Origin of the sequence: Tateyamaria rhodophyticola (genome assembly GCF_047777875.1) — a bacterium.
GTDB lineage: Bacteria > Pseudomonadota > Alphaproteobacteria > Rhodobacterales > Rhodobacteraceae > Tateyamaria.
This window is the reverse complement of record NZ_CP180519.1, coordinates 1,679,866-1,697,067: the sequence shown is the minus strand read 5'-3', so window position 1 is coordinate 1,697,067 and position 17,202 is coordinate 1,679,866. Positions and strand designations below refer to the sequence as shown.

General features: G+C 60.5%; 17 protein-coding genes. 13 read left to right on the top strand and 4 right to left on the bottom strand.

What is annotated here, in order from left to right; genetic code table 11:
• Positions 1-98 precede the first annotated feature (98 nt).
• On the bottom strand, positions 99-659 hold the full coding sequence (locus ACERHN_RS10005; RefSeq protein ID WP_415922490.1) for a helix-turn-helix domain-containing protein: 561 nt from the start codon (positions 657-659) through the stop codon (positions 99-101).
• Between the two features lie 96 nt (positions 660-755).
• Between ACERHN_RS10005 and ACERHN_RS10000 the strand changes: the two genes are divergently transcribed.
• Entirely contained in the window at positions 756-1,937 is a 1,182-nt protein-coding gene (locus ACERHN_RS10000) for an acetyl-CoA C-acyltransferase family protein (RefSeq protein WP_415922489.1), read from the top strand.
• A 61-nt stretch (positions 1,938-1,998) separates the two neighbouring features.
• On the opposite strand, the gene ubiB is transcribed toward ACERHN_RS10000, so the two are convergent.
• Together ubiB and ubiE are read right to left on the bottom strand one after the other, a co-directional pair.
• A complete protein-coding gene (gene ubiB / locus ACERHN_RS09995; protein ID WP_415922488.1) occupies positions 1,999-3,531 on the bottom strand; it encodes a 2-polyprenylphenol 6-hydroxylase in 1,533 nt (510 codons plus the stop codon).
• 4 nt (positions 3,532-3,535) lie between these two features.
• Positions 3,536-4,288 (bottom strand): bifunctional demethylmenaquinone methyltransferase/2-methoxy-6-polyprenyl-1,4-benzoquinol methylase UbiE, encoded by a 753-nt coding sequence (ubiE, locus tag ACERHN_RS09990; RefSeq protein ID WP_415922487.1) that lies wholly within the window; start codon positions 4,286-4,288, stop codon positions 3,536-3,538.
• 96 nt (positions 4,289-4,384) lie between these two features.
• On the opposite strand from ubiE, the gene ACERHN_RS09985 reads away from it, so the two are divergent.
• The 8 genes from ACERHN_RS09985 (at position 4,385) to ACERHN_RS09950 (ending at position 12,084) form a co-directional block, all read left to right on the top strand.
• Complete coding sequence (locus ACERHN_RS09985) at positions 4,385-5,017, top strand: hypothetical protein (protein WP_415922486.1); 633 nt, start codon at positions 4,385-4,387, stop codon at positions 5,015-5,017.
• Between the two features lie 54 nt (positions 5,018-5,071).
• Complete coding sequence (gene mutM, locus ACERHN_RS09980; protein ID WP_415922485.1) at positions 5,072-5,923, top strand: bifunctional DNA-formamidopyrimidine glycosylase/DNA-(apurinic or apyrimidinic site) lyase; 852 nt, start codon at positions 5,072-5,074, stop codon at positions 5,921-5,923.
• A gap of 62 nt (positions 5,924-5,985) precedes the next feature.
• The gene (locus ACERHN_RS09975) at positions 5,986-6,762 is read left to right on the top strand and encodes an enoyl-CoA hydratase (RefSeq protein WP_415922484.1); all 777 of its coding nucleotides are present in this window, start codon (positions 5,986-5,988) and stop codon (positions 6,760-6,762) included.
• A gap of 120 nt (positions 6,763-6,882) precedes the next feature.
• Positions 6,883-7,146 carry a 30S ribosomal protein S20 gene (gene rpsT, locus ACERHN_RS09970; protein WP_415922483.1) on the top strand — a complete coding sequence of 88 codons (264 nt, stop codon included), beginning with the start codon at positions 6,883-6,885 and terminating at the stop codon, positions 7,144-7,146.
• Between the two features lie 484 nt (positions 7,147-7,630).
• Positions 7,631-8,998 (top strand): chromosomal replication initiator protein DnaA, encoded by a 1,368-nt coding sequence (dnaA, locus tag ACERHN_RS09965; protein WP_415922482.1) that lies wholly within the window; start codon positions 7,631-7,633, stop codon positions 8,996-8,998.
• Positions 8,999-9,183: 185 nt separating this feature from the next.
• A complete protein-coding gene (gene dnaN, locus ACERHN_RS09960; protein WP_415922481.1) occupies positions 9,184-10,302 on the top strand; it encodes a DNA polymerase III subunit beta in 1,119 nt (372 codons plus the stop codon).
• 61 nt (positions 10,303-10,363) lie between these two features.
• The gene (gene recF / locus ACERHN_RS09955) at positions 10,364-11,467 is read left to right on the top strand and encodes a DNA replication/repair protein RecF (protein ID WP_415922480.1); all 1,104 of its coding nucleotides are present in this window, start codon (positions 10,364-10,366) and stop codon (positions 11,465-11,467) included.
• Complete coding sequence (locus ACERHN_RS09950; protein ID WP_415922479.1) at positions 11,464-12,084, top strand: LysE family translocator; 621 nt, start codon at positions 11,464-11,466, stop codon at positions 12,082-12,084. Before recF ends, ACERHN_RS09950 begins: the two co-directional genes overlap by 4 nt.
• Here the strand turns inward: ACERHN_RS09950 and ACERHN_RS09945 are convergent.
• Entirely contained in the window at positions 12,077-12,652 is a 576-nt protein-coding gene (locus ACERHN_RS09945) for a TetR/AcrR family transcriptional regulator (protein WP_415922478.1), read from the bottom strand. The genes ACERHN_RS09950 and ACERHN_RS09945 overlap by 8 nt on opposite strands.
• A 108-nt stretch (positions 12,653-12,760) precedes the next feature.
• Here ACERHN_RS09945 and ACERHN_RS09940 point away from each other — a divergent pair, with 108 nt between their 5' ends.
• From ACERHN_RS09940 to ACERHN_RS09925, 4 genes are all read left to right on the top strand, one after another.
• Complete coding sequence (locus tag ACERHN_RS09940; protein WP_415922477.1) at positions 12,761-13,354, top strand: NAD(P)H-dependent oxidoreductase; 594 nt, start codon at positions 12,761-12,763, stop codon at positions 13,352-13,354.
• Between the two features lie 119 nt (positions 13,355-13,473).
• Entirely contained in the window at positions 13,474-15,891 is a 2,418-nt protein-coding gene (gene gyrB, locus ACERHN_RS09935; RefSeq protein WP_415922476.1) for a DNA topoisomerase (ATP-hydrolyzing) subunit B, read from the top strand.
• A complete protein-coding gene (locus tag ACERHN_RS09930) occupies positions 15,891-16,559 on the top strand; it encodes a nitroreductase family protein (RefSeq protein ID WP_415922475.1) in 669 nt (222 codons plus the stop codon). The genes gyrB and ACERHN_RS09930 overlap by 1 nt, the downstream gene beginning before the upstream one ends.
• Positions 16,560-16,671: 112 nt before the next feature.
• On the top strand, positions 16,672-17,160 hold the full coding sequence (locus ACERHN_RS09925) for a hypothetical protein (RefSeq protein WP_415922474.1): 489 nt from the start codon (positions 16,672-16,674) through the stop codon (positions 17,158-17,160).
• Positions 17,161-17,202: the final 42 nt, after the last annotated feature.

Below are 17,202 nucleotides of genomic sequence, written 5' to 3'. Positions count from 1 at the left end.
CTCCTTTGCCAGATCATCTAACATGACGGACACAATTCCGAAATAGAGGAATTCATAATATAGGACAAAAATCCGTTACAGCGGATTATGCCAGTGTGTCAGGCATCATGTACGATCAGGAACACCCGCGTCGGTCGGTCTGCCCGAATGCTGTGCGCGACGTCGGCAGCGTATCGGAGTGTATCGCCCTGCCGCGCGGTTTCGGTCGCCGTACCGCTGGTCACTTCGACCTTGCCGTCGATCACGGTCAACTGTTCCCGCGCACCCCGGCGGTGCGGCTGGCTGTCGAGCACGCCACCTTCGGTCAGGCGCAGCTCATAGACTTCATGCCGACCGGCGTCCTCCGGCGCGGAAAGAATGCGGATGGTGCACCCGGACCCGCGGTTCTCGATGCTGGGCACGTCCTTGGCGCGGAGCGCCTCGATATCGGCACCGCTTGTTTCCTCAAGCAGGCCCGCAAAGTCGACCTGTAGCGCGCGGGTGAGGTTCCACAGGGTGGCGATGGTGGGTGAGCTTTCGCCGCGCTCGATCTGGCTGACCATCGACCGGCTCACGCCGGACAGTTTCGACACAGCATCAAGGTTCAGGCCCTGCGCCTGTCGGGCCTCTTTGAGCCGTGCGGGCAGGCGTGCGAGTATAGCGTCCGTATCATCCGTCATAACGGAACGGTGTACGTGCCGTTGCGTCCGCGTCAAGGGCCAAGGGCTGACTTTGACCCATGGGCCGGGCATGGTGGGATCAAAGGAGATCACCCCATGACCCAAGACATCGTTATCCTCGACGGCGCGCGCACCGCCATTGGCACCTTTGGCGGATCGCTGGCCGCGACGCCGCCCATTGACCTTGGCACTGCGGCGGCGAAGGCCGCGCTGGAACGGTCGGGGGTTGAGGGTGGTCAGGTCGGGCATGTGGCCTTTGGCCATGTGATCAATACCGAACCACGCGACATGTACCTCAGCCGCGTGGCGGCGATGCAGGCGGGCGTGCCGGACACGACGCCCGCGATGAACGTGAACCGGCTGTGCGGATCCGGCGTGCAGGCCATCGTGTCGGTCATCCAGTCGCTGATGCTGGGCGATGCGGAGTTTGGTCTGGCCGGCGGGGCGGAGAACATGTCGCGCAGCCCGTTCATCATCCCCAACCAGCGGTGGGGTCAGAAGATGGGCGACGTGAAGACGCTCGACATGATGCTGGGCGCGCTGAACTGTCCGTTTGGAACGGGGCATATGGGTGTGACGGCGGAGAACGTGGCCGCCGAACATCAGATCACGCGGGAGCAACAGGATGCCTTTGCGATGGAAAGCCAGACGCGCGCGGCGCGCGCCATCGAAGAGGGTCGTTTTGCAAGCCAGATCACACCGGTTGAGGTGCGCGTGAAACGGGACATGGTGCCGTTCGAGGTTGATGAGCATCCCAAGGCGACGTCTATGGACGCGCTTGGCGGATTGCGGGCGGTGTTCCAGAAGGACGGCACCGTGACGGCGGGCAATGCGTCGGGCATCAATGACGGCGCTGGCGCGATTGTGCTGGCCACGGCGGATGCAGCAGAGAAGGCCGGGCTGAAACCGCGGGCGCGGATTCTGGGCTATGCCCATGCCGGGGTACGGCCGGAGGTGATGGGGATTGGCCCCATTCCGGCGGTGCGCAACCTTTTGGACCGGACGGGGCTGTCGCCGGAGGATTTTGACGTGATCGAATCCAATGAGGCGTTTGCCGCACAGGCGTTGGCGGTGTCGAACGACCTTGGGTTTGACCCTGAGCGCGTGAACCCGAACGGGGGTGCGATTGCATTGGGTCATCCCGTGGGGGCGACGGGGGCGATCATCGCGGTGAAGGCGCTGTATGAACTGGAGCGGACCGGTGGGTCCAAGGCGTTGGTCACCATGTGCATCGGCGGTGGTCAGGGAATCGCTCTGGCGTTCGAGCGGATCGCTTAAAGGCGACGTCGGACTGGGGGCCAGCCCCCAGACCCCCGGAGTTTATCTGGCGAGATGAAGATCAGAGCAGTGCGTCGATCAGGAGGATGACACCCCCGCCTGCGATGACGCCCAAGGCGGCGGCAAGTGTAATCCACCGCCAGAAACCGCGGCGTTTGGGTGTTTGCGGGTTGGCCTGGGCGATCAGCGCCTGTTCTACGAGGCGCGGCAGGCGCGGGCCGAAACGGGTCAGAACGCGCGTGGTTTTATAAAGATCGCTGACGATGGCGCGGGGGCCGATTGATTTTTCGATGTAGTCGCTGACGACTGGCGAGGCGACTTCCCAGATGTTGATGTTGGGATTGAGAGACCGCGCGACCCCTTCGACCACCACCATGGTGCGCTGCAGCAGGATCAGTTCGGTGCGGGTTTCCATGCCGAACCGCTCCGTCACTTCGAAGAGGTAAGCGAGCAGGCGGCCCATGGAGATCTTGGACGCGTCCATGCCAAAGATCGGCTCACCCACGGCGCGCAGGGCGCGGGCGAATTCGTCCACGTCCTTGTCGGCGGGCACATAGCCTGCCTCGAAATGCACTTCTGCCACGCGTTTGAAATCCTTGCGGATGAAGCCAAACAGGATTTCAGCGTAGACCCGGCGGGTGTATTCGTCGATATGGCCCATGATGCCGAAGTCATAGGCGATGATGTCACCGTTGGGCGCGACCTTGAGGTTGCCCTGGTGCATGTCGGCGTGGAAATAGCCGTCGCGCAGGGCGTGCATCAGGAACAGTTTCAGCACCCGTTCGCCCAACTCGCGGCGGTCATGCCCGGCCGCATCAATAGCAGCGTTGTCGCCCATGGGCACACCGTCGGCCCAGCCCAGCGTCATCACCCGGCGTGCAGAATAGTCCCAGCGGATCTGCGGCAAGGTGAAGCCCTTGTCGTCCTTGGTGTTTGCGGCGAATTCCCCGGCGGCGGAGGATTCGAGGCGCAGGTCTAGTTCCCCCTGCACCACGCTGTCGAAATGTTCGATCACATCCGTGGGGCGCAGGCGGCGCGCACCGGGGGCAAAGATTTCGACAAACTTGGCCGCGAAGTAGAACGCGTCCACATCACGGGTAAACGCACGTTCCACGCCGGGGCGCAGCACCTTGACCGCAACCTCTTCGCCGGTTTCGGCCAGACGGGCCCGGTGCACCTGCGCGATCGAAGCGGCAGCGACGGGCGCGCTGAATTCCGAAAACAAGGTTTCGATGGGCGCGCCCAGTTCACGCACCACCTCGGCCTTGGCCTCTTCGATGGAGAAGGGCGGCAGTTTGTCCTGAAGCACGCGCAACTGCTGCGCGACCTCGGGGCCGACCACGTCGGGGCGGGTCGACAGGACCTGACCAAACTTGATGTAAGCCGGGCCCAAAGCCGTCAGCGCGCGGGTGGCGGGGGGCATGTTCGGATCCCCCTTTTCGCCCAGCCACGCGAAGGGTTTGGCCAGCACCTTGGCCACGATGCGCAGCGGCGTGGGCGCGTCGAATGCATCCAGAATGACGTTCATCGCGCCCGTGCGTTCGAACGTGGCGCCTGTGCGGATCAGGCGAAAGATGTTGTGCGGTCCGCGCATGGGTTCAGATTTTCCAACCCGAATGCAGACAGGCGATGCCGAGGCTGAGGTTGCGGTATTTCGCGTTCTCGAACCCGGCCTTGCGGACCATGGACAGGAAGGTTTCCTGATCTGGGAACTGGCGGATGCTTTCCACCAGATACTGATAGCTGTCGCGGTCATTCGCGATCAGTTTGCCCATCGCGGGGATCACGTTGAAGCTGTAAAGATCGTAGAGTTTCTGCATCCCGTCATTCGGGATCTGGCTGAACTCGAGCACCATGAGACGGCCGCCGGGTTTGAGCACGCGGTACGCCTCATCCAGCGCCTCTTGGGGGCGGGTGACGTTCCTTATGCCAAAGCTGATGGTGTAGACGTCGAAGGTGTTGTCCTCAAAAGGCAGCGCCATGGCGTCGCCGACGATCCAGTCGAGGCTGTCGCTCATCGCTTCGGCTTCGGCGCGTTTGCGCCCCTCGACCAGCATCGGTTCGGTAAGGTCCAGAACGGTGGCGTGGCCGTGCCCTGCGCGCTTGAGGAACTTGAACGAGATGTCGCCAGTGCCACCGGCCACATCCAGCAGCTTTTGACCGGCGCGGGGTGCCAGCCAATCCATCATCGCCTCTTTCCAGATGCGGTGGATGCCCACACTCATCACGTCATTCATGACGTCATATTTGGACGCAACGGAATCAAACACGCCCTGTACGCGCCCGGCCTTTTCGCTTTCGGGGACTTCGGCAAAGCCGAAGTGGGTCTTGTTCTCAAAGCCTTCAGTCATCCAAACGGTCCAATTGCGTCTTTGTCATGTCTCATTTGTCCCTAATGAGGTGAGGGACAAGGATCAAATCGTCAATCGGCGCAAAGGACGCAGGGCATGTATTTTACATTGTTCATCATAGCCATTTTCTGGATCGCCATGTGGTTTGCGACACGCAAGCTGCGGAGCTTTGTCGGTGGGATGCACGCGCCACGTGACATTCGTGAGGAAGAGTCGCTGACCAAACGGATCGCCATGGCCGGGTATGGCGTTCTTTCACCGGTGGGCAATCCGCAGGACAATCTTGCGACCATATTCAAGTTCGGGCGCAAGGATGCGCGCACCGAAGGGTCGGCAGCCGTTTTCCAGTCGACGGCAGGATGGCGGTACGGCTTTCTCCTTGTTCTGCCGCTGTTGGCCTGGTTCACGGTATATATCGAAAGCCAGACGGATGTCGGCGGGCAAACGCCATATTCGTTCTATGCGTTGGTGGCGGCGGGGCTGCTGTATACCGGGGTCTATATCTGGCGCTTTCGTCTGGTGATCGACGGGATCGACATGACGTGTACCAACACGTTTCTGATGACGCGCCACTTTGATCTGACCAAGCTGATCCGGGCGCGAACGAAACAGGACGGTTACACCCTGTATTTCGAAGACGGGCGCAAGATTGCGGTGCCGCGCTTTATCGAAGGGCACGATCTGCTGCGTGATTTCCTGATTGGTCAGCTTGAGGACAATGGCTACTGATTGCATGAGGCCACGCCACGCCTTATTTGTGGGCGGTCCGAAGGAGTGCCGCCTGTGCCCGAATTGCCCGAAGTTGAAACGGTCCGCCGCGGCCTGACCCCTGCGATGGAGGGGGCGGTGATTTTGCGTGCGGATGTGAACCGGCCTGACCTCCGCTGGCCCTTTCCCGACCGGATGGCCGCGCGGCTGACCGGGGCGCGGGTCGAGCGTCTGCGGCGGCGGTCGAAATACATCCTGGCCGATCTGGATACGGGCGAGACGCTGTTGATCCATCTGGGCATGTCGGGGCGCATGCTGATCTCTGGCGATCCGCTAGGCCAGTTTGTGCATGACCACCCCGCACCGGAAAAACATGACCACGTTGTCCTGCACATGGACAACGGGGCGCGGATCACCTTCAACGACCCGCGCCGGTTTGGCGCGATGGACCTGATGGACACGCGCACGGCGGATCAGCACAAGTTACTGGCGGTCCTCGGGCCCGAACCTCTGGGCAATGATTTTAGCGACGCACACCTGATCGAGGCGTTTCAAGGCAAGAACACGCCCGTGAAATCCGCGCTCCTGGATCAGAGAATCGTTGCCGGTCTGGGCAATATCTATGTGTGCGAGGCGTTGTTCCGTGGCGGCATCTCGCCCGTGCGCAAGGCAGGGCGGATCGCGAAACCACGGGTTGCGGCATTGGTCCCGATCATTCGCGACGTGCTGTCCGAGGCGATCGAGGCGGGGGGGTCATCCCTGCGGGATTTCCGGCAAGCCGATGGAGAGCTTGGATATTTTCAGCATCGGTTCGACGTCTATGGCCGCGAGGGGGCGCCGTGCCGAAAGGATGGATGTGACAGGTCGGTGGAACGGATTGTCCAGTCGGGGCGTTCATCGTTCTACTGCCGGTCGTGTCAAACATAGGTTGAATGATGACACGCCCGTGATAAGCACGATCCTTAACTGCAACGACAGAAAGCAATCCAATGGCCTACGAGACGATCATCCTCGACGTCGAAGACCACATTGCAAAGATCACCCTGAACCGACCCGACGCGCTGAACGCGCTCAATGACCAGCTGATGAAAGAGCTGGCGGATGCGATGGCGGGCTGTCAGGCGAATGACAAAGTGCGCTGCATCGTGCTGACCGGATCGGACAAGGCGTTTGCCGCCGGGGCGGACATCGCGATGATGAAGGACAAATCCTATGTCGAGGTGTTCACCGAGGACCTGTTTGGCCCGGAAACGGACGCGATTGTGCGTGTGCGCAAACCGGTGATTGCAGCCGTCTCCGGCTATGCCCTGGGCGGTGGATGCGAATTGGCGATGATGTGCGATTTCATCATCGCGTCGGATACGGCCAAGTTCGGCCAACCCGAGATCAACCTGGGCGTCATGGCGGGGATCGGGGGCACGCAACGCCTGACCCGTGCCGTGGGCAAGGCCAAGGCGATGGACATGAACCTGACCGGGCGTTTCATGGATGCCGAAGAAGCGGAACGCGCCGGTTTGGTGAGCCGTGTGGTTCCGATGAAAAAGCTGATGGACGAGGCGATGAGTGCTGCGGAAAAGATCGCGGAGAAATCGATGGTGTCCGTGATGGCCGTGAAGGAAGCGGTCAACCGGTCGTTTGAAACGCCGCTGCGCGAAGGTCTGTTGTTCGAACGGCGCGTGTTCCATTCGCTCTTTGCAACAGAAGACCAGAAAGAGGGCATGGCCGCGTTTTTGGAAAAACGCGAGGCACAGTTCCGCGACCGCTGAACTGTGCCCCCGATTTTTGCAAAAATCGGCCCCCGCCCAGAATGGCTTGACTCGCGTTGCGACACCTCCTAGAGACGCGGCTTCTGTAACTACCGCACCAATCATTGGGACGAGATAATCATGGCAAATTCGCCTCAGGCCAAGAAACGGGCCCGTCAAAACGAAAAACGTTTCGCAATCAACAAGGCGCGCCGTTCGCGGATTCGCACCTATCTGCGCAAGGTCGAAGAGGCGATTGCCTCGGGTGACAAGGAAGCAGCAACAACCGCTCTGAAAGTTGCGCAGCCGGAACTTATGCGTGGCGTCAGCCGCGGCGTGTACCACAAGAACACGGCATCGCGTAAGATGTCGCGGCTCTCCGCGCGGGTGAAAGCCCTGGGCTGAACACGCCTTAAGATTGCAAGACCAAAGGCGCCGCTTTTTGCGGCGTTTTTTTGTTTTATCCATGAAAACAAGGGGCGCTGCGATTCTTTCGGCAAAAAGCTCAAGTCAATAATTAAGTTCTATGGACGGCCCGCTCACGAACTTGCTACCACCTTTCTTGCGACTCGCGTCGCCTTGGGGGGACAGGCCGACTGGCAAAGCACTGTAGCTTTGGACTGGTTCGGTGCAGGGCCGTTGGCAAGGGACCTGTGATTGGTGGAGACGGTGTTTTCGTCCGCTGACCTGTCAAAAAATTGGTGTGCGGAAGGCGCGGTGTTGATGGCCCGTTCATAACGGCTTGGTAACGCCCCTCGTCTGTAAATATCCGATTGGATCGGGCTCGCGCCGTCTGGCAGCGGGATGGGTTCGATTTGCCTGAGACATGAGTTTGGCCTGTGGGAAGGCCGGTGGGACAATGGTTGGCAAGAAGGGACGATAGGGTCGTATGACGCAAGAGAAATGGGGGCAGTTGAGGCAGCAACTGCTCAAGACCGTGGGACAGAACAATTACACCAACTGGATCGAGCCGTTGAAGTTTCGGGATCTCCAGGACGGTGTTGCGACCTTTGACGTACCGACAAATTTTCTGGGCAATTATGTCAGCCAGAATTTCTCTGATCTGATTTTGCACAAGCTCAAGGCCGAGGATGAGACGATCCGCCGCCTAAGCTTCAGTGTGCCGGCCAATTCACAGGCCAAGCCCGCACTGCCCAGCACACAACGCGCGGCCACAGCCGCCGTATCGCATACGGCACCGTCGGCGCATTCGCTGTTGTCTGCGGCACCCCTCGATCGTCGCTTTACCTTTGACACGTTTGTGGTGGGCAAGCCGAACGAGCTCGCCCATGCCGCGGCCAAACGGGTGGCCGAAGGCGGACCCGTCACGTTCAACCCGCTGTTTCTCTATGGTGGCGTCGGTTTGGGCAAAACCCACCTGATGCACGCCATCGCATGGGAGCTGCAGACGCGGCGGCCCGAACTGAACGTTCTGTACCTGTCGGCGGAACAGTTCATGTACCGGTTTGTTCAGGCCCTGCGGGATCGCAAGATGATGGATTTCAAATCCATCTTTCGGTCCGTCGATGTTCTGATGGTCGATGACGTGCAGTTCATTGCCGGTAAGGACAGCACGCAGGAGGAGTTTTTCCACACGTTCAACGCGCTTGTTGACCAGAACAAACAGATCATCATCAGCGCCGACCGCGCGCCCGGTGAGATCAAGGACCTTGAAGAGCGTGTGAAATCGCGTCTGCAATGCGGTCTTGTCGTGGATCTGCACCCAACGGATTACGAACTGCGCCTTGGTATCCTGCAGTCGAAGGTCGAGCAGCAAATGGCGAACTATCCCGATCTGCGGGTTGAGGACGGTGTGCTTGAGTTTCTGGCCATGCGCATTTCGACCAACGTGCGCGTCCTCGAAGGCGCATTGACCCGTCTTTTCGCGTTTGCGTCGCTGGTGGGTCGCAAGATCGACATGGACCTGACCAACGACTGTCTGGCCGACGTCCTGCGCGCGTCCGAGCGCAAGATCACCGTCGAAGAAATTCAGCGCAAGGTGTCCGAGCACTACAACATCCGCCTGTCTGACATGATCGGTCCCAAGCGCCTGCGCAGCTATGCCCGGCCGCGTCAGGTGGCGATGTATCTGTGCAAGCAGCTGACCTCCCGGTCCTTGCCGGAGATTGGCCGTCGGTTTGGCGGGCGCGACCACACGACCGTCATGCACGGGGTGCGCCGCATCGAAGAGCTGCGGCAATCGGACGGCCAGATTGCCGAGGACCTCGAACTGCTCCGGCGCGCGCTCGAAGCCTGAGCAGGCGTCAAAATCAGGATCATGGGCACCCGTCGCGGTGCCCTTTTTCGTTTTGCGACCCACCCTGTCTTGACGGCGCTTCGCCCACGCCCGACAAGCAATAAAATGCTTGTGAACGTCGGGCTATGGGCTAGTGTGCCGGTCCCGGCTTTTCTTGGCCCGGCAATCTGGTGGGAGAGGGACAAATGAAGATCAGTGTGGAACGCGGTGTGCTGCTCAAGGCCGTGAGCCAGGCGCAGTCGGTGGTCGAACGGCGCAATACGATCCCGATCCTTGCCAACGTGCTGATCGAGGCGGACGGCGCCGATGTGACGTTCCGTGCGACCGACTTGGATATCGAAGTTGTGGACAAGGCGCCCGCGCAGGTGGAGCGGGCCGGGGCGACAACGGTCGCGGCAACCACGCTTCATGAAATTGTGCGCAAACTGCCCGACGGGGCACTTGTCACCCTGACCGCGGATGCGCAGGCGGGCCGTTTAACGGTAGAGGCCGGGCGATCGAACTTTTCCCTGGCGACGTTGCCAAAGGAAGACTTTCCTGTGATGGCAACGTCGGAATACGCGTCGAACTTTTCCGTACCCGCGCCGCAACTGCGCCGCCTGTTCGACAAGTCAAAATTTGCGATCTCGACCGAAGAGACTCGGTACTACCTCAACGGCGTCTACATGCATGTGTCCGAAGGTGAGGATGGCCCGTCGCTGCGTTGCGTGGCAACGGATGGGCACCGCCTTGCACGGATCGACAGTGCGTTGCCCGATGGGGCAAGCGACATGCCGGGCGTGATTGTGCCCCGCAAGACGGTGGGTGAGTTGCGCAAGCTGCTGGATGATGACGACATGCAGATCGCGGTGAGCGTGTCGGAGACCAAGGTGCGGTTTGCCACGCCGGACATCACGCTGACGTCCAAGGTCATTGACGGCACGTTCCCGGACTACACGCGCGTGATCCCGATGGGGAACACGCGCAAGCTGGAGGTGGACGCAAGCGATTTCGCCAAGGCTGTGGACCGTGTGGCGACCGTGTCGTCGGAACGTTCACGCGCCGTCAAATTGCAGCTGGACGAGGACCGGCTGGTCCTGAGTGTCAACGCACCGGACAGCGGTGCCGCGGAAGAAGAGCTGGCTGTTGCCTATGGCGACGAGCGGTTGGAAATCGGGTTTAACGCGAAATACCTGCTTGAGATCGCATCCCAGGTGGACCGCGAAAACGCAGTGTTCATGTTCAATTCATCAGGCGATCCCACGTTGATGCGCGAAGGCAGCGATACATCGGCCATCTATGTGGTCATGCCGATGCGCGTGTAAGATTTTTGAGAAAAATCTTGCCTCCGGCGGTGGTATTTTCAGCCAGAAGAAACGAGGGACGGTGGTGACGCTGTCCCTTTCCTCTTTGACGCTTTCCCATTTTCGATCGCACAAGGTCGTGCGCCTTGGCCTCGATACGCGGCCGGTTGCGATTTTCGGGCCGAACGGGGCGGGCAAGACGAATATCCTCGAAGCGGTGTCGCTGTTTTCGCCGGGGCGGGGTTTGCGCCGGTCGTCGGCGGAGGACATGACGCGCAGGCCCGAAGCTGTAGGGTGGAAGCTGACCACGGTTCTGCATTCGCTGGCGCAAGTGCATGAAGTCGAGACCTGGTCAGAAGGGGGCGCGGCGCGGCAGGTGCGCATTGACGGCAAGGCTGCCGCGCAAACGGCACTTGGGCGGATTGCGCGCGTGTTGTGGTTGATCCCGTCCATGGACCGCCTCTGGATCGAAGGGGCGGAGGGGCGCCGCCGGTTTCTGGACCGGATGACGCTCAGCTTTGTTCCGGATCACGCGCAGCTGTCTTTGGAATATGACAAGGCGATGCGCGAACGGAACCGTTTGCTGAAAGACATGGTGCGGGACGGGCATTGGTATGCGGCATTGGAACGGCGCATGGCGGAAACCGGCGTCGCGTTGCACATGAACCGGCTGCAGGCGTTGGCCGATCTGGCGGAGGCGCAGGCCGGGGCCCAGACGGCATTTCCAGCGGCGGATCTGACGTTGTTGCCCGGCGAATTGGGGATGCCGGACACGGTGGATGACATGGCGCGCGCGCTGGCGGACGGACGTGGGCGTGATCTGGCAGCGGGGCGCACGTTGATGGGTCCGCACCGGGCGGATCTGTATGGTGTTTATGCCGCGAAGGATGTTCCGGCGAAGGATTGTTCGACTGGAGAGCAAAAGGCGCTTCTGGTGTCGCTGATCCTTGCCAATGCGCGGGCGTTGGCGCGCGATTTCGGGGCGCCGCCCTTGTTGCTCTTGGACGAAGTGGCCGCACATCTGGACGCGGAGCGGCGTGCGGCCCTTTACGATGAGATATGCGCCTTGGGCGCGCAGGCGTGGATGACCGGCACCGGACCCGAGCTGTTCGATAGCCTTGGGGACCGGGCGCAGTATCTGCACGTCACCGAAACGGATGGTGTCAGCGCGGCGGTACAGGTGTGACCCTGTCTCCTTTTGATATCGCGCTTTATGCGGGCGCGCTGACCGTGCTGTTCCTGACCCCGGGGCCGGTATGGGTGGGGTTGATCGCGCGTAGCCTGTCGGGTGGATTTCACGCGGCGTGGCCGCTGGCCTTGGGCGTTGTGATTGGCGACGTGCTTTGGTCTCTGCTCGCGATCTTTGGCATCACGTGGATCCTGTCGCTCTATGGTGACATCCTTGAGGTGTTGAAATGGGTCGCGGCGGCGGTTTTCGTGGTCATGGGCGTCGCGGTGATCCGGAGCGCAGACAAAACGATTGGAGCGGACAGCACCCTGACACGACCAGGCATGTGGGCCGGTTTTGTTGCGGGACTTGCCGTGATCCTCGGCAACCCGAAGGCGATCCTGTTTTACATGGGGATGCTGCCTGGGTTCTTTGACCTGACGCAGTTGACCCCATGGGATGTTGCGATGATAGCCGGTCTGTCGGCGGTGATCCCGTTGGTTGGCAACCTGGGCATGGCGGTGTTCATCGACCGGGCGCGCCGCTTGATCCAGTCGCCCAGCGCGCTGCGGCGCATGAACCTGAGTGCCGGTGTGCTGTTGATCCTCGTGGGGTTGGTGATCCCGCTTACTTGAGCCACGCGCGCAAGTAGGGTTCGAGCCGTTCTTCGACGCCGACAGCGCTGTGCAAGGCGCAGAATTGCAGGGATATCGCCTGAATCAGAAAGGCACCGATGCCTTCGGCCAGGAGTTCGGGTGGAATGTCTTCGCGCACGGTCAGGTCGGGATGCGTGACCCACTGCAGGGACACCTGGTATTGTTGTTCAAATGCGCGCGCTATGGGGCCGATTTCGGTGATTGCGGCTGCGCCGCTGTGGCGCAAAACCACATCAAACACGTAACGTTCGGATGTTGCAAAAGCGATGAGCGGGCGCAATGCGCGGACCATGTCGGGGACATCTCTTGGCGCTGCGCCATTGGCCATGTCGGTCAGGATCGCGTTCATTTCTGCGCCGATCAGATGATCCATCAGCGCATCCTTGTCGCGGAAATGCGCAAAGAACGTGCCCTTGGCCACACCTGCGCGGCGCACGACTTCTTCGACACGCAGGGCCTCATAACCGACATCGGCCACGACTGCGGTTGCGGCGTCCAGCAATTTGGCGCGTGTTTTGAGTGTTCTGGCCTGTACGGGTTTGTTCATGACCCCTTTTGTTTCAAATAATTTGACCGAGGTCAAATTTTATATTGACCACGGTCATTTTTACTGTTTTAGAAATTGACCATGGTCACTTTTAGCAGGAGAATACTCATGGACCCGAAACGCATCACTGTCCTTGATGGGCACCCCGGGACACAGTCCCTGTCCCGGCTGTTTACAGACACCTACACCCAAGCTGCGCAGGAGGCAGGGCACGATGTGCGGGTTGTCCGGTTGTCCGATCTGGAATTCGATATGGATTTCGGGGACGGTGGATATTCGCACTGGAAACCATTGGAACCTCAGATCGAAGCGGTTCTGAAGGACCTAGAGTGGGCAGACCACGTGGTGATGTCCGCGCCAATCTGGTGGGGTGGACTGCCGGCGAAACTGAAAGGTTTGCTGGATCGCATTTTGCTGCCGGGGCGGGCGTATGACACGCGCAACCTCAACCGTTTGGGGATGCCGTCGCCGATGCTGACGGGCAAGACCGGGCGCATCATTCTGACATCAGACAGCCCGCGGTGGTACTTGCGCATGGTGCATGGCAGTGCGCTTTTGCGGCAACTGACCGGACAGGTCTTTGGGTTTGTCGGGATCAAACCGACCCGGTTCACCTACTTTTCCGGCGCCAGCCATCCCAAGCCGGGCCTTGTCGAACGCTGGACGCGCGAGGTGCAGAAAATCGGCGCACAGGCGGCATGACAGACAGAGCGCGGCACGCGGGATAACCCCTTTGGCCGCGCCACAAAATCTTGTGTCAGTTGCGTGACAATCCCCCTGAAAAACCGTATATTTGGGGCAAGAATACAAAGGGCCCTCAAATGGCAGATAACGAGCAATCGCCCGAAGATTACGGCGCGGATTCCATCAAGGTTCTCAAAGGCTTGGAAGCGGTGCGCAAGCGCCCGGGCATGTATATCGGGGACACCGACGATGGCAGCGGCCTGCACCACATGGTGTACGAGGTCGTCGACAACGGCATCGACGAAGCGCTGGCGGGTCATGCGGACGCCGTCACGGTCACAATCCACGACGATTCCAGCGTGTCGGTCAGCGACAACGGGCGCGGTATTCCGGTTGGCATCCACGAGGAAGAGGGCGTTTCCGCGGCCGAGGTCATCATGACCCAACTACACGCCGGCGGTAAGTTCGACAGCAACTCCTACAAAGTGTCCGGCGGTCTGCACGGTGTGGGCGTGTCCGTGGTGAATGCGCTTTCAGTCTGGCTGGAACTGCGCATCTGGCGCGATGGCAAGGAACACGTGGCGCGGTTCGAACATGGCGAGACGACCAAGCATCTGGAGGTCGTCGGTGACGCGGGTGACCGCACCGGAACCGAGGTACGGTTCCTTGCATCGACCGAAACGTTTTCGAACCTCGAATACAGTTTTGAGACGTTGGAAAAGCGTCTGCGCGAGCTGGCCTTCTTGAACTCGGGCGTGCGGATCATTCTGGTGGACGAACGCCCGGTCGAACACCTGCGAACCGAGCTGTTCTATGAGGGTGGGGTGAAGGAATTCGTGAAGTATCTCGACCGCTCGAAATCCTCCGTCATGCCCGAACCGATCTTTATCCAAGGGGAAAAGGACGACATCGGGGTCGAGGTCGCGATGTGGTGGAACGACAGCTATCACGAGAACGTCCTGCCCTTTACCAACAACATCCCGCAGCGGGATGGCGGCACGCATATGGCGGGCTTTCGCGGCGCGCTAACGCGGACGATCAACAACTATGCCCAGATCTCCGGCATCGCGAAGAAGGAAAAGGTGAACTTTACCGGTGACGATGCGCGTGAAGGCCTGACCTGTGTGCTGTCGGTCAAGGTGCCCGATCCGAAATTCAGCTCTCAGACCAAGGACAAGCTGGTCAGTTCCGAGGTGCGCCCCGCTGTCGAAGGTCTGGTGAACGAAAAGCTGGCCGAGTGGTTCGAGGAGAACCCGAACGAGGCCAAGATCATCGTGGGCAAGATCATCGAGGCCGCGCTGGCCCGTGAGGCGGCGCGGAAGGCGCGCGAGCTTACACGGCGCAAGACGGCGATGGACGTGAACTACCTCGCGGGCAAGCTGAAGGATTGTTCGGAAAAGGACCCGAGCAAGACCGAAGTGTTTTTGGTCGAGGGTGACAGCGCCGGGGGATCGGCGCAGACGGGGCGCGACCGGCGTACGCAAGCCGTGCTGCCCCTGCGCGGCAAGATCCTCAACGTGGAGCGCGCGCGGTTTGACCGGATGCTGTCCAGCCAGGAGATCGGCAACCTGGTGATGGCGCTGGGCACCGGAATTGGGCGGGATGAATTCGACATCTCGAAACTGCGCTACCACAAGATCGTCATCATGACGGACGCGGACGTGGATGGCGCGCACATTCGTACCCTTCTGCTCACATTCTTCTACCGGCAGATGCCGGAGCTGATCGAAGGCGGATACCTCTACATCGCGCAGCCGCCGCTTTACAAAGTCTCGCGTGGCAAATCCGAGGTGTATCTCAAGGATCAGACCGCGCTCGACGACTATCTGATTGATCAGGGCACCGAAGGCGCGATCCTGCGGCAGGGCAATGGCGAAGAAATCACGGGGCAGGATCTGGTCCGTGTGGTGGACGACGCGCGGCAGCTGAAACGCGTGTTGCAAGCCTTCCCCACCCATTACCCGCGCCACATTCTGGAACAGGCGGCCATCGCTGGCGCATTTGTGCCGGGTGCTGTTGACGCCAACCTGCAGGGGGTGGCGGACAAGGTTGCGGAACGGCTGAACCTGATTGCGCTCGAATGGGAACGCGGCTGGCAAGGGCGGATCACCCAAGACAAGGGCGTGCGTCTGGCGCGCATCCTGCGTGGCGTCGAAGAGGTGCGCACGCTTGATGGTCCAATGTTGCGCTCCGGTGAGGCGCGCAAGACCGGATCGTTTACCCAAGGCCTGCAAGACGTCTATGGCACCCCCGCCACGTTGATCCGCAAGGATCGGGTGCAGGCGATTATGGGGCCCATGGACCTGCTCGACGCGATCCTCGAAGAGGGTGAGCGCGGGCTGAGCCTGCAACGCTACAAGGGTCTGGGTGAGATGAACCCGGATCAGCTGTGGGAAACCACACTTGATCCCGACGCGCGTACACTGTTGCAGGTAAAAGTCGCAGACATGGCGGAGGCGGATGACCTCTTTACCAAGCTGATGGGCGACGTTGTGGAACCGCGGCGCGAGTTCATTCAGCAAAACGCATTGAGTGTCGAGAACCTGGATTTCTGATGATGGACGGTCACGACAGTCTCAACCGCCCGCGCATCACCGACGAAGAGGCCCTGAACCAGGCCGAAGCATTTCGCGCAGAAATCGCGACGCGCCGTACGGTGCGCGACTATGACCCGGCGCCGGTGCCGCAAGAGGTGATCGAAGCGTGCATTGCCGCGGCGGGCACCGCGCCCTCCGGCGCGAACCAACAGCCCTGGCACTTTGTTGCGGTCCGTGATCCGGAAACCAAACGGCAGATCCGGGACGCCGCCGAGGCCGAGGAGCGCAAGTTTTACGAGGGTGGCGCGGGTCAGGACTGGCTGGATGCGCTGGCGCCCATAGGAACAGATGCGGACAAGCCGCATCTTGAGGATGCCGCGTGGCTGATCGTCGTATTTGCCCAACGTTGGGGCAGCAAGGACGATGGCACAAAGCAGAAGCACTACTATGTGCCCGAAAGCGTCGGAATCGCCACGGGCATGCTGCTGACTGCGCTGCACCTGTCGGGGCTTGTGACACTGACCCACACGCCAAACCCGATGGGGTTCCTACGCGAACTGTTGGGGCGGCCGGACAATGAAAAAGCGACAATGATCATCGCCACAGGTCACCCGGCCGCCGACGCCACTGTTCCCAAGATGGCAAAGATCAAGAAACCGTTGGACGAAATCCTGACCATCCGGTGAACAATCACCGGGTTCCGCAATGAATTCGTAACAATTCCTCAACAGTGCCCCTTTTCTGCCGCGCTTCGGCGTCACGTTCTACCTGTGATTACAGTGAACAGGATGTCTTATTATGACGTGGCAGGATGATGTATTCGTAGAACGACTGATGCGCTTGGACGAGCAGCACGCGCATCGCAATGACCGCATGATGGCGCGGGCGCGACCGGTGCAAGGGTGGACCATCGACCTTGGGCGCGTGTTGTCAACCGCAGGTGCCGGGTTGATCGGGCTTCTGTCCGTGCCGCTCTTGCGCTTTGCCATGTACCACAGCCAGGGTCTCCCCGATCCGACGGCCAAGCCGGGCTTGGTGGTGATGGTGGATGCCATCTTTGCCTTCTGCATCGCCTTCTTCCTTGTGCGGGTGATCCTCAGCACGACAACCCGGGCGCATATGGTTGCGCAGATGGCCGGGATTTGGGTGTCGCTGATCGGAATGCATAACCTCGTGCATGCCTATCCCGATGCCTGGGCCGAGGCGTTTTCACCAGAATGGGTGCAGCAGACCACCCAGAAAACCGAAGCCAACACGCTTTATCTGCTGGGCGGGACGTTCCCCTGATCTCCGAGTGATCCTTCGCAACGCAATACACACGTAAGGTGA